The 13,526-nt window shown below is 43.0% G+C and carries 10 protein-coding genes; 1 reads left to right on the top strand and 9 read right to left on the bottom strand.

Annotated elements, in window-relative coordinates; translation table 11 throughout:
- Positions 1–193: 193 nt before the first annotated feature.
- The 6 genes from trpA to L2740_RS14575 all read right to left on the bottom strand — a co-directional run bounded on the left by trpA (position 194) and on the right by L2740_RS14575 (position 7,048).
- Positions 194–1,003: a tryptophan synthase subunit alpha gene (gene trpA / locus L2740_RS14600; protein WP_248950870.1), complete on the bottom strand. Its 810-nt coding sequence runs from the start codon at positions 1,001–1,003 to the stop codon at positions 194–196.
- 10 nt (positions 1,004–1,013) lie between these two features.
- Positions 1,014–2,204 carry a tryptophan synthase subunit beta gene (gene trpB / locus L2740_RS14595; protein ID WP_248950869.1) on the bottom strand — a complete coding sequence of 397 codons (1,191 nt, stop codon included), beginning with the start codon at positions 2,202–2,204 and terminating at the stop codon, positions 1,014–1,016.
- Positions 2,205–2,361: 157 nt separating this feature from the next.
- Complete coding sequence (trpCF, locus tag L2740_RS14590; protein WP_248950868.1) at positions 2,362–3,789, bottom strand: bifunctional indole-3-glycerol-phosphate synthase TrpC/phosphoribosylanthranilate isomerase TrpF; 1,428 nt, start codon at positions 3,787–3,789, stop codon at positions 2,362–2,364.
- A gap of 1 nt (position 3,790) precedes the next feature.
- Positions 3,791–4,849 carry an anthranilate phosphoribosyltransferase gene (trpD, locus tag L2740_RS14585; RefSeq protein ID WP_248950867.1) on the bottom strand — a complete coding sequence of 353 codons (1,059 nt, stop codon included), beginning with the start codon at positions 4,847–4,849 and terminating at the stop codon, positions 3,791–3,793.
- Positions 4,850–4,853: 4 nt separating this feature from the next.
- Entirely contained in the window at positions 4,854–5,468 is a 615-nt protein-coding gene (locus L2740_RS14580; protein ID WP_248950866.1) for an aminodeoxychorismate/anthranilate synthase component II, read from the bottom strand.
- On the bottom strand, positions 5,465–7,048 hold the full coding sequence (locus L2740_RS14575; RefSeq protein WP_248950865.1) for an anthranilate synthase component 1: 1,584 nt from the start codon (positions 7,046–7,048) through the stop codon (positions 5,465–5,467). Before L2740_RS14575 ends, L2740_RS14580 begins: the two co-directional genes overlap by 4 nt.
- A gap of 900 nt (positions 7,049–7,948) precedes the next feature.
- Between L2740_RS14575 and L2740_RS14570 the strand changes: the two genes are divergently transcribed.
- Positions 7,949–8,938 carry an alpha/beta hydrolase gene (locus L2740_RS14570; RefSeq protein ID WP_248950864.1) on the top strand — a complete coding sequence of 330 codons (990 nt, stop codon included), beginning with the start codon at positions 7,949–7,951 and terminating at the stop codon, positions 8,936–8,938.
- 59 nt (positions 8,939–8,997) lie between these two features.
- On the opposite strand, the gene L2740_RS14565 is transcribed toward L2740_RS14570, so the two are convergent.
- The 3 genes from L2740_RS14565 to L2740_RS14555 all read right to left on the bottom strand — a co-directional run bounded on the left by L2740_RS14565 (position 8,998) and on the right by L2740_RS14555 (position 13,461).
- Positions 8,998–9,354: a glutathione S-transferase N-terminal domain-containing protein gene (locus L2740_RS14565; protein ID WP_248950863.1), complete on the bottom strand. Its 357-nt coding sequence runs from the start codon at positions 9,352–9,354 to the stop codon at positions 8,998–9,000.
- Positions 9,355–9,442: 88 nt separating this feature from the next.
- Positions 9,443–10,081 carry a Type 1 glutamine amidotransferase-like domain-containing protein gene (locus tag L2740_RS14560; RefSeq protein WP_248950862.1) on the bottom strand — a complete coding sequence of 213 codons (639 nt, stop codon included), beginning with the start codon at positions 10,079–10,081 and terminating at the stop codon, positions 9,443–9,445.
- Between the two features lie 233 nt (positions 10,082–10,314).
- Positions 10,315–13,461, bottom strand: a complete 3,147-nt coding sequence (locus L2740_RS14555; protein WP_248950861.1) for a DUF748 domain-containing protein — start codon at positions 13,459–13,461, stop codon at positions 10,315–10,317.
- Positions 13,462–13,526 lie beyond the last annotated feature (65 nt).

The raw sequence follows: 13,526 nt of genomic DNA, 5'->3' as shown, positions 1-13,526 counted from the left end.
CTTTGAGGTTAGATAGAGAACTAACCAAATAAAAATAGCGCCCTTAGGCGCTATTTTTGTATCTGTTACTTATTAAGTAGCTTGAATTACTCTCGTCTTAAATTACTCTAGGGGAGTTCTAGCTATCTTCTATCTTCCACTTTTGATTTTAGCTAAAACTCACCTATGACCTATCTAGGATCTTATTTATCAATTAGCGCGCAGTGGCAGCTTTCATATTGCGAGTAAACTCAGCAAGCGAACTTAATAGCACTGATTCATTGTCTTGATTCGCTTCAATGATTTTTACCACGGCAGAGCCAGAGATAGCACCAGCTGCGCCTGCATCAATTGCAGCTTTGACCTGAGCGGGTTCTGCAATACCAAAACCAAGTAGTGGCGGCGCGCCATTAAACTCCTTTAGACGGTTAAGAATGTCAGTGATAGGCATTCCAGCTTTTGACTCTGTGCCCGTTACACCAGCACGTGATAAAAGGTAGGTATAACCTTCTCCTTTTTCACTGACAAGCTGTAGGGTTTCGCTGTCAGCATTTGGCGGTGCGATAAAAATTGGCGCAATATTGTGCGCTTTGGCTGACTCAATAAATGGACCTGCTTCTTCTACTGGCACGTCGGCAATTAATACTGAGTCGACACCCGCTGCTTGGCATTTGGCGTAAAAAGTATCAACACCATTAGCGAATACTAAGTTGGCATATAACAAAAGACCAATAGGCAGTTCAGGGTACTTGGCACGAATGGCCGCTAGCATCTCAAAACATTGGCTTGGGGTTGTGCCAGAAGCTAATGCACGCAGGTTAGCGCCTTGAATCACTGGGCCGTCAGCAAGAGGATCTGAAAACGGGAAACCTAGCTCTAAAGCATCTGCACCGTTTTCAACTAAGGTGTCGATGATTTTTAGTGATAATTCTGGTGACGGATCACCTAAGGTCACAAATGGTACAAATGCACCTTGGTTTTTTTCATTTAGGGCGGCAAAGGCTGCCTGGTAACGTTGACTCATTGCCACTCTCCTAGTTGTTTTGGTTTTGATTTTCAAGAATGTCAGCAACGGTGAAAATATCTTTGTCACCGCGGCCCGACAGGTTAACCACTAATAGGGTTTCTTTAGTGGCCTCTTTTGCAAGTTTTACTGCGTAAGCTAAGGCGTGAGCAGACTCAAGCGCTGGAATAATCCCTTCACTACGCGCTAGCAGCTGGAACGCTTCTAACGCTTCATCATCAGTTGCCGACTCGTAGGTTGCACGGCCTGTTGCTGCAAGGTGTGCGTGCTGTGGCCCAACTGATGGGAAATCAAGGCCTGCAGAGACAGAGTAAGATTCTTCAATTTGGCCTTCACTATCTTGCATGAGTGGCGCTTTCATACCAAAGAAAATACCTGTTTTACCGAGCTTTAGCGGTGCGCCGTGCATAGGTGTGTCGATACCTTTACCAGCAGGTTCAACACCAATCAGTGCAACCTCTTTTTCATCAATAAAGTCGGCAAACATACCAATGGCATTTGAACCACCGCCCACACAGGCAATGACCGCATCCGGTAGGCGTCCTTCACGCTCAAGAATTTGCGCTTTGGTTTCTTCACCGATCATGCGTTGGAACTCACGCACAATTGTTGGGAACGGGTGTGGGCCTGCTGCTGTGCCAAGTAAGTAATGGGCTTTGTCGTAACTTCCAGACCAGTCGCGCATCGCTTCATTACATGCATCTTTTAGTGTTGCGGAGCCAGATGTTACCGGAATAACTTCTGCGCCCATGAGCTTCATTCTAAATACGTTTGGTGATTGACGTTCAACGTCTTTTGCACCCATATACACTTTGCATTTTAGATCGAGTAGGGCACAGGCAAGCGCTGTTGCAACGCCATGCTGACCGGCACCAGTTTCTGCGATGATCTCTTTTTTACCCATGCGCTTAGCCAGTAACGCCTGACCTAATACCTGGTTAGTTTTATGGGCGCCGCCGTGAAGTAGGTCTTCACGCTTTAAATAGATTTTTGCCAGTGGGTTAGGGCTTAAGTTGCGAGTTAATGTTAACGCTGTTGGGCGACCGGCATAGTTTTTTAATAGTTCAGTAAACTCTTTTTGAAAGCTTTCATCTTCTTGCGCTTCAATAAAAGCGGTTTCAAGCTGTTTAAGGGCCGGCATTAAAATCTGTGGTACGTACATACCGCCGTATTCCCCAAAATATGGGTTTAACTTGCTCATAATCTTGTCCTATTTCTTTTTAATTTGCAGCCACAGGCAAAAGTTGCATATGGCTATAATCTTGTTTGGCTAAAATATCATTTCGCTAAGTCTTGTTTCGCTTTAGCTTTTTTGAGCTATCACGATGCTCTACAAGCTAGCTGATCGCACATTCGATCTAGTATTGTCGCAGTAGCGAAAATGTTGCTGCTACCTTGCTTGAGTCTTTAATGCCTGGGCTTTGCTCAAGGCCCGAATTAAAGTCTAAGCCATAAAAGCCTTGATTAACGGCATCTGATGCGTTATCAGGGCTTAAGCCGCCAGCAAGTAATGCGTTTTCTTTACTCGGTAATGACTTTTGCCAGTCGAAGGCTTTACCAGTACCGCCAAATTGGCCATCTGATTTACTGTCAAATACAACGCGGTCTATACCTGCGGGTATAGCTAACTCATGTTCATTGCTGACATCGACAGCAACGGCTTTCCAGATCTGAGTTGGGCTATTGTTAGCGGTTAACATTGCCTTTAATGCATCAATTTCAATCGCAGTTTCGCTGCCATGTAATTGAACGGCAAATAGGTTTAGATCGAGTGCCAGCTTAGCCATAACATCGGCAGCTTCGTTGACAAAAACGCCCACAAGGTTAAGTTTAGTGCCGTTTTGCTTAAGATCACTGACTAGCTTAAGTGCTTGCTCGGGCGTGACTGCACGAGGTGATTTGTTAGCAAAGATAAGCCCGCCATAGACAGCGCCAGCTTTAGCTACAGCGAGCATATCTTCAAGGCGCGTTAAGCCGCAGACCTTGTTATGACCAAAAATCAATGTGCGACAAGCCAGATCTAGATCCTCTTCAGCCATTAGCGAGCTACCAACTAAGAAACCGTCTACTAACGGTGCCAAGCGGCGTACCTGCGCTTGGTTATAAATGCCTGACTCGCTGATCACCACTCTGTCTGCTGGAATATGCGGTGCGAGTTCTTCTGTGGTAGCAAGATCGGTGGATAAGTCGCGCAGGTTACGATTATTAATGCCGATGATCTTGGCATTAAGCGCAATAGCGCGAGTGAGCTCTGTTTCATTGCTCACTTCAGTTAAAATATCGAGCTGATATTTGGCCGCTTCGCTTGCCAAAGTTTGATAGCGATTGTCATCAAGTACAGATAACATTAATAAAATGGCATCGGCGCCTTGGTGAGCAGCAAGTTTTACTTGGTACTCATCCACGAAAAAGTCTTTGCATAAAATGGGTTGGCTGACGCGAGCACGTACACGCGGGATATAATCCATATCACCTTGGAAGAACTGCTCATCGGTTAATACCGAAATCCCAGCGGCATAGTGGTTATAAACATCGGCGATGGCATTAACATCAAATACATCGCGGATTAAGCCTTTTGAAGGACTGGCTTTTTTGCATTCTAGAATAAAGCCTGCATTGGGCGCTTTAAGTGCGTCAAATAAACTTCTGTCTGACACTTTAGGTGCTAATGTGGCTTCAGGAAAGCGCTGTTTTAATGATTCAATATGAGCAGTTTTAGTATCGACAATTTTTGTTAATACGTTACTTTCTTTGATTTTTGGTGCATCTCTTAGATCTGTGCTCACATTAAGCTCCTTTAGCAGCCTGGCTAGCGCTAGCCAATTGGGTTAATAACTCAAAGGCTTTACCGCTACTGATAGTTTCAAGTGCCAATGCAGTCCCTGATTTTATGTCTTCGCTAACGCCTGCAACATAAAGCGCACAGCCAGCATTGATGGCGACCGCATTCATATGCGCTTGTTGCCCTGTACCTTGTAAAATCGCGCGAGTGTAATCGGCATTTTCATCCGGTGCGCCGCCTTCTAAATCCGTCAGTTTTGCCTCACTGACACCCAGCATAGCTGGCGTAATGCGATACTCGTTGATAACGCCATCTTTAAGCTCGTTGACTAAGGTGTCGCCGTGCAGTGCAACTTCATCAAGACCGCTACCATGAACGACCATGGCACGTTTTATCCCTAGGGCTTTTACCACTTGTGCAATTGGGGCGACCAGCTCAGGGCTATAAACACCTAACAGCATAAAATCTGGCTTAGATGGATTGATTAACGGCCCTAATACATTAAATAGCGTACGAGTTTTAAGTGCTTGGCGCACCGGTACTGCGTGAGCCACGCCGCCGTGATAATGAGGAGCAAACAAGAAACACAGACCTAGCTCATCTAAGCAATCACGGGCTGTTTCTGGCGCCATGGTTAAATCGATACCAAATTGCGCCAGTAAATCAGATGAACCAGATTTACTCGAAACGCTGCGGTTACCATGCTTCGCTACTTTGGCACCCGCGGCGGCGGCAACAAAAGCCGCGGTTGTTGAGATATTAATGGTGTTGTGGCCGTCGCCGCCTGTACCAACGATATCGACAATCCCTTGATTAACGGTTGATTCACTCGGTGCAGGGAAAGCTTTGGCCGCTGCGCGCAGCGCATCAGCGGCACCGGATATTTCATCAATGGTTTCGCCGCGCATTTTCATCGCCACTAACATGCCGGCCATAGTGACTTCATTCATTTCGCCTTGAATGATCTGGCTAAATAGCGATTTAGCTTCCGCTCGGGTTAAGCTCTCACCCTGATAAAGTGTTTCGATAAGGGCTGCTGAAGGTTTGATTTCTGTATGAGTCATCATCTTATCCTTGGTCATTATCTTGGCTATTTTCATTCAGTGCGCGTGATAAGTAATCTAAGCTTTGTACTAATAATTGGCTACCTAAAGTGGTTAAAATTGACTCCGGATGAAACTGAAAGCCAACTGCTTTATCTTCACGGTGGATAATCGCCATTGGCATATTTTCAGTAGTCGCAATCACATCTAAACATTCAGGCACTTTAGTCGCTACTAGGCTGTGATAGCGAGCTACTGGCAAGGGCGAGGGCAGGTTGGCAAAAATGTCTTCACCGCTGTGATAAGTGGGGCTAGCTTTACCATGAACCACTTGATTTGCGCGCTCAACTTTGCCGCCGTAATGCTCAACCAAGGCTTGGTGGCCAAGACAAATGCCTAGCATTGGTACTTTACCGGCTACACGCTGTATTAAGGCCATTAGCGAGCCTGCTTCATGTGGCGCGCCAGGACCTGGTGATAACACAAGGGCTGCCGGTACGGTTTCGTTTAATAGTTTGCTAGCGATAAAGTCGGCATCAACATCATTTCGGTAAATAACGACCTCATAACCCAGGCTTCTAAACTGGTCGACTAAGTTGTAAGTGAACGAGTCGAAGTTATCGAGTAAATAGATTTTCATAGTCCACCTCCCATTTTTATCGCGCTTATTACCGCTTGTGCCTTTTGGCGAGTTTCATCAGCTTCTGCTTGTGGATCTGAATCGAATACTACCCCAGCGCCAGCTTGAATAAAGGCTGTGCCATCTTTTACAAAGGCAGAGCGAATAACAATGCAGGTATCCATATCACCCAAACCATTTAAGTAACCTACTGCGCCGCCGTAGCTGCCGCGACGTGTTTTTTCAGCGCCGCGAATAAGCTGCGCTGCGCTGACTTTTGGCGCGCCAGTTAAGGTGCCCATATTCATGCATGCTTGGTAGGCGTGCAGTGCATCTAGATCACTGCGAAGCTGACCAGTAACGCGGCTAACAAGATGCATTACATGGCTGTATCTATCGACTTTTAACAGCTCTGGGACTTTGCGAGTACCGTTTTGGCTAATGCGAGCGATATCGTTGCGCGCTAAATCAACTAACATGATGTGCTCTGACAATTCTTTTTTATCGAGGCGCAGCTCAAGCTCGTTACGGCTATCAAGATCAAAATCGATTTCGCCGCTGGCTGTTTTACCGCGCTTACGCGTGCCAGCAATTGGATAAATTTCGACTTGATTGGTTTGTGCTTCATATTTCAGTGCGCTTTCTGGCGATGCGCCAAATAAGGTGAAGTCATCACCGCGAAAGTAAAACATGTATGGGCTTGGGTTTGTCAGTCTTAATGCGCGGTACGCACCTAAAGTGTTTGGGCAAGGTAGGCTAAAGCTGCGCGATGGTACGACTTGGAAAATATCGCCGGCAATAATGTGCTCTTTTAGATCAATGACGGTGTTTTTAAAATCATTGTCTGAAATATTAACTTGGGTTTCGGCGTTAATACTTATTAGGTCTGCAACGGGCGCGAGTGCATGACAAGCATCTTGTAGCTTTGTCATGCGTAATGAAAGAGAAGCCTTAATGCTTTCGCTGGTGCCTTTTGATGGCGCGACAAACTGGTGAGTGACAATTTCAGCGCTTTGTTGCTGGTGGTCAACCAGTATTAAGGTTTCTGCTAGATAAAATAGGTAGTCAGGGCAGGTGTTATCACCTTCTGGTACGCTTGGCAGAGGTTCAACGGTATCAATTAGATCGTATGCCAGTACACCACCTAAAAACAGATCTTCAAACTCAGGGCTTTCATCACAGCGGATATGTTTAACTAACAATCTTAAACCATCAAGAGGAGAAGTTGACTTTAAACGAGCATCTTCATCGAGTTGATCCACTTGCTTTTGTAATGTAACAGCTAAGCTGTTATCGCTACTATGTTCACAGTGACTTTGCGGGAAGTGGACAGTGAAAAACTGTTTGATTGGCGTAAGAAGCGTTTGCCCATTATTGGTCAGCGCACTAAATTGTAATTGGTAACCATCGCAGCGGATCTTCATCGCAGCGTGAGTTAATACGATACTTTTTAAGTGATCTTTACTTTCTATTTCTGCGGATTCAAGCAGCATGGTATGCGGTGCATCTTGAGTGACATGCTGATATAAGCGCAGCGGATCATCGTGATAGGCCAGCTCTTGTTTTTGAGTGACGACTTTAGCGATAGTATCGGTTGCCATGCTTATGCTCCTGCCTTGTAGGGTAATGCATTATTCATTGTTTTATCTCACTTTATCTTATACCAATCGGCTTAACTAGAAGATTTGATTGGTCATTCCCCGCTGCCTTGGGCTTGTCGTTTCTCGCTATTTAAATGTTAGATACAAGAAAGCCCGCAAGTATGCGGGCTTTCTTGTTGAATCTTGTCTCAATATTTTGAGTACACAGTTCCACACCACCCGCTAAGTTGGGAAGTGCCACCACCAGTTAATGTTTTGGAAAGTTGTAAACTGTGTCATTGGAAATTCATCTTGTTTGTTTCAGTGGCTATATAGAAACATTTACGAGACAAACCTGTCAATTGAATATTTCTGTTTTTAACTGATCTTCTTCAAATAAATGAACTTGAACACATGTGTTGACTGATAATCTTACTTTTTCAGTATTTATTAGTGGAATTCACCAATAAAATCGATTGTGAAGTTATTGGTGAAAGTGGTTGAATATCGTTTATGTTTAAAAGCCAATCAGATTTTACTTGAAAATTGCTAGATAGAGAGTTGGTGATGTTGAAATTATAGGTGTTTTTTGTGATGTTAAGCACGATGTCGCTTAGTGCTGATTTGAATTGGTTTACTTTAAGGTTGGTATGTAACTCAGTTGTTGCTTGTTGAGTTAATAGTAGTAAGAGCGATTGTATGGATTATTATGCAGAGATTTTGAGCTACAGTCTCTACCACAAGATAGCGAAAATAGATTGAGCTTAGATTCATAGCTCATAGGTTACTTGCTTAAAGAAAAAAATAGACATAAATATAAAACCACAAGGATAGTGATTGATGGGATTGTTGCAACGAGGGCGAACTAAAGGATTGTTGTTGAGTATCATGTTTATCTCAATGCCAATATTAGCATCAGATTTGATTTTAGCAGAGCAAGTTAAGCTAGAGTCTGAAGTATTAGAACAACAAAGAGATTTGCTGATCAAGCTTCCAGAACTCTATGCGGATACCGGTAAGAGTTACCCAGTGCTTTATGTATTACATGGGCAGTGGGATATGTTGCCAACCTTATCTGTAATAGACCTTCTAAGCGAACAAGTCCCTAATTTTATTGTGGTTGGAATAGAAAGTCGGGGCAGCGAGCTTAAGCCAAATAATGGTGATTTGACTGCCTTTGGTAAATTTTTAATCCAAGAGCTAAAGCCATTTATTGATAAAAATTATCGTACATCATCTTTTAGTATTTTATCGGGGCACTCGAATTCAGGTCGTTTTGTTCTAGATAGTTGGTTAAATGGTCATGCTGACTTTTCCCAATATTTTGCATTTAGTCCGTCATTAGATGATGAGTATATTGTTAAGCAAGTTAAACAACGGAGTTTGAGTGCTTTAAAACAAACATCGCCGCTAATCGTTACTATTGCCAATGAAGGTGAACACATGCAGGTGGCATTTTCGGAACTGAATGAATCTTTGGCTAAGGTTTCTAATTCTCGGTATATTTTTCAATCTTTTCCCGAGCAATCTCATCGTACAACTAAACATTCGTCAATGCAGTTTGCACTAAAAACGACCTTTTCGGGTTGGCAACCATCTTATGAAATAAAAGTGTCGGGTATAGATGTACTTGCAAAGTATTATCAAGATCTATCACACCGATTTGGTTTTCAGATTGATGTACCTAATGGAACCTTACAAAGATTAGTAGCGCATTATGCAACATCTGAAAACCAGCAAATAGCACTAAGCCAGCATGTTGCTTTTGCAGTGGCGCAAACAGCGGGCGGTACCGATTCAATGTTTGAAATCGCTGACTATTTACTGACAAATAATTATCAGCAAGCAGGGCAGAAAGTTATAGAGGAAATTTGTAACCAAGTCAGTACACATGTGAGATGTAAAAGCTAATGTGATTAAATGAAAAAGGCAGCGTCACTGCTGCCTTTTAAGCTTAGAATTTAGAAAAACTAAGCAAACTTTTTATCTAAAAAGTTAATGATCTCTGATGATTCGTACATCCATGTCGATTGGCCATTTTCTTCAATCTTCATACAAGGAACTTGCAGTTTGCCGCCGCCATTTAATAGGGTGCTTTTATGCGGCTCTTGTTTGGCATCTAGAGTGACGATATTTAAGCCTTGGCGACGTAAAGAACGACGAACCTTTACGCAAAATGGGCAGGCTTTATATTCGTAAATCGTCAAATTGCTAGTGGCATTATCGATTTTTTGTTGTTCTTCAGCTGGACGCTTTAGTTTTTTAGGCGCAAAAACAAAGTTTAAAAACAAAATGATACGGCCTAATACCCAACGAATGATAAACATTAACTACCTCTGATGTATTGATTCTCGCGCAGATTTTAACTCAAGCGTTACAGGGTTGAAAGTATTGATTAAAGATCTGCTTTCATCTTTACGACTTTTGCCATTCAGGCTGGCCAACGACTTGAAGTTGACCCGATAGCGAAACTAGGGCTGCGTCATCAGGACAAAAGCATATTGTGTGCTCAAACTTTGCCTGTTGTGGCAGGCGAGCCTCTTTGAGTTGTTTGTCTGTCGCATGGGGGACAAACATAAAATCAACTAGATTAAGCGCCGTTAAATCCTCGAGTTGGCAGTCATTGTTATCACCGCAAAGTGGTGCGCTAGCAATCGATGGGGTGATTATCATGGCGTCAGCACTAACGCCAACGATTGCGCCGCCATTCACACTATATTGACGCAGCACTGGCAGAAGACTTTGCTGTTTCAGTGCTTTTAAAAATCGAAAAGTATCACCACCAGAAAGATGAATAACATCGCAGTTTAATAGTGATTTTAGGCTGTTTTCGCAAAAGCCGGATTCTAATTCAAGATAAACATTGAGTTCAGCGTTATGCGCTTGATACATAGCTTGTGTTTGAAGGTAGTATTGCCGCTGTGGATCAGGCTCTGAGGCGATATAACCAATGTTTAGTTTGGTGCCTGCTTGCTGTTTAACTGACTCAAGCAATAGTGCGATGGCTGTTTGTGCATTATCAGTGTTTGGATTACTGAGTAGGGCGATATTCATGGCATTCCTTTACATAAATATATTGATTCGAATTCCTGTCTTTTTAACAATCTAACTTATCGCTAATTATATAAAAAGCATTACTTTATGGCACAAGCTAAAGAAAAGCGAAATGCCAGTTTAAGCGGTTTAAACCAAAGCCAGCTAATGAAACAACCTAGGCTGATAAATAACGAAAAGGCATGCCGTAGCATGCCTTGAGGATGAGCTAATTTTGGTGCTCAACACACTTGTTAGTTTGTGCCTAATGTTAGCAGAGCTTGGCTGGCCTTAGTGTTAAGCTCAACCCGGCTATCGAGTAGAAATACTCTCTTAGGGTCAACTTTTTGTTGTTCAATAAGGTAGGTTTTTACTGCAGTTGCTCGAGCTTGCGCTAGTTTACCCAATGCACCTTCATTTATTCGCTGCGCGCCTAAGGTGAAATTATAAAGTGCAATATGCCAGCGCCTTAATAATTGCTCTTCACTAAGCGCTTCATCAGCTTGATGCTCTGCTGCAATTTTATCTTTTACCTGCGACGCCGGACTTGCAAGCTCTGTTTCGTATAGGCTGATTAATGCATCAGAAAGAGGGCCGGTAATAGGGTAATTACTTGGCGATAATTCTGCTGGCAGTTGCTCAAGTGTCATATTGGCCGCTTGTGCCAATTTCACTCGCAGTTGTTGCTCGCTTAACGCTTGGTTATCCTCTTGAAGATTAACGCCGCCCTCGACGGTTAAAGTGAGCATTGGTCTATCTGCAAGGCCTTTGGCAAGCTTAGCTAAGGTTTGTTGTTGCTCTGGCGCTAATGTGGCATCACCAGCTAGATATTGTATTTTATCTAGCTCGTCAGCATCATCACCGAGTAACCCCGCTAGCAAGGTGAATGGCGCCGTTACTGCTTTAGTGATTACATTAGTAAAGGCGGTCATAACAATACTGCCAATGCTAAAGCTAGGGTCATCAACGTCGCCCGATACTTGCAGCCCTAGATCTATCACGCCATGCCTGTCTTGAAGTAGTGCAATGGCAAGTGTTACGGGCAAGGTGGTTGCTAAAGAGCTGTCACTGGGTTTACCAAGCTTTAATTGGTCAACAACTAAATGGTTATCTCCAACCAGTTGGTTTTTATCAAGTTGATAGTTTAAATCTAATGAGAGTAAGCCTTTATCTATGTAGTAGCCTGCGTAGGTACCTGAATAAGGGTTTACCGAGGTTAGCTCTACATGTTTAAAGCTTAGGGCTAAATCTAAATAGGGCTGTGCTAATAACGGGTTGATATCCCCTTTTAACGTAACAGGTGCGTAGCGATCAATTTTACCTTTAATATCAACCGATGCGGTTTGTTTGCTATCAGAAGATAACTGACTAATATTGCCATCTAAATGCTCAATACTGGCGGCAAAGTTCGGCGTTAATGAATTATCAGCAAAGAAGGTCGAACCATCTTTAAAGCTAATTTGATTAATTGATAGGGCTAACGGCTTAGCAGAGGCAGCACTTTGAGCTGTCTTAGTCGATACTTTTGCAGTAACGGCTTTTTCAGGCTGAGTTTGCTCAGCCTGCTCGGTTTTCTCTGGTGCAGTTTGCACGATAAGATCGCCAATATTGGTACTCTTATCTTTAGCAATAATAATTCGCCCGTAGGGTTGGGTTAGCGCGACTTGATCAATATCGAGGCGATTATCCTGTTTGTTGAACTCAAGACTATTGATGTCTAATGCTTGCCATTTCAATAGCTCTTTTTGCTGGGCTTTATCTTTAATTAATAAATCGTTAACGAGCAAGTTACCTGCATAGGTTAATTGCTCTGTTTTAGCATTGAACACCAGAGCACCTTGGGTATTAAATTTACCTTGTTTAAGCTCGATATTGATGTATGGGCTCAGATACTGCTGTAGCTGCGCTAATGCAAAATTACTGACAGTGAGCTGGGTATTCGCTGTTTGTGCTAAAGCATCAATACTGCCGCTAGAGCCAATGTGACCTTGTTGATTAATGTTCAGTGACAGTTGATAGTCTATCGGATCAGCTAAACTCGCAGTTATCACACCAGTGGTTAGCGCAATATCAGCAATTTGCCATGGGGTACCTTTAGTCACTAATGCCTCTGTCAGATTCACTTGATAATTTTCAAGGTTTATCTTTTGTAGCACGGCACTCCAGTTAGGCTTAGCTGATTTATCTCGATTGTTGGCTATTTTGTGTTGTTCAGATGTATCAGCTGCTTGGGTCTCAATAGCTTCTGTTTTTTGCTTGTTTACATCAGTGCTGCTATCTGCAATTGGTGTAAATATTCTTGCAAGGTCAACACCGTTTTTATCAAGTTTAGTGTTTAACACTAAACCATTGGTATCAAGAGATTGTGCCGTAACGGTTTGCTTTTGCAGATCAAAGGCTATGCCTTGCAGGGCGATCTTGGGAAGGTTTATAACTGATTGTTGTTGGTAATCAAAGTTAATATCATCAAGTTGCAGTAAGCCGCTATCAGTTTTAACGGCGAGTTTGTCGTCTTGTATTTGTAGCTGATAATTACTCGAAAGTGTTAAGCGTCCAGAGCTTAAAACGGGGGCAAATTGCTCAGAGATAAACGACCAAAATTGTGGCAGCTGAATGTTGCTCAGCTGCACATCGCCAATTACATTTAGCGGTGATAATTGCACTTGGCCCTGTGTAGAGATCTCTCCTCCTTTTCGACCAACAATATGCACTGAATAACGGTTTAAATCTGAGTGAGTAGAATGGCCATCAGCTTGTTGGCTAAGCGCTGTCTGAATTGCGTGTTTTGAGTCAAAATACTTCACATTCAAATTGAATTCAGGGTAATGAAGCTGCGCATCGTTAACCTGATCCTCGAAGTTTAAGTCAGCTTTAACAATTGCCAAGTTACTGATAATAAAGTGAGGCAGCGCTGACGGCGACTGGTTGGGTTCGCTCTCTTTAGTCGTTGGCTGTTTGGCTAAGGTGTCAATAATATCTGAAAAGTTAAAGTGTAAAGGTTGCGGTGCTTTGATCCGCTCAATATTCACGTTAGGCTGCGTAAGGGTTACGTTGGTAACGCTATAAGCCCTATTAAACAAAGAGTCCCAAAATTGTAATTCAAATGTCAGTTGCTTAAAGCCAACAAAAGGTTGGTTATTGGTTTCGTGCAATTGAAAGTTATCGATGGCAACGTCAAGAGTAAATGGGTTTATCTTTATATCTTGTAAAGTGACCGGTCGCTGTAAAAGCTGTGATAATTGTTGAGGAGCTTGTTTAACAGCAACATAAGGTACTAATAGCCCCAAAATGGCTGTGAAACATAAATAAAGCGCGGAAAAAATAATGATTAAGCGCTGATATCTTGGGCGCTGACGATAGCCACTAAGTATTGGCTGAAGCAATTTTTTGAGAAAAGACATACTAAACCTTTGCCGATTTAATTCGAGCCGTATCTGGCTCTTTATGTTGTAGAAGCATCATAAGT

The sequence above is a fragment of the Shewanella pneumatophori genome, from assembly GCF_023283895.1.
In the GTDB taxonomy this organism is placed as follows: domain Bacteria; phylum Pseudomonadota; class Gammaproteobacteria; order Enterobacterales; family Shewanellaceae; genus Shewanella; species Shewanella pneumatophori.
The sequence above is the reverse complement of the archived record's forward strand: the minus strand, read 5'-3'. Positions and strand labels throughout refer to the sequence as shown.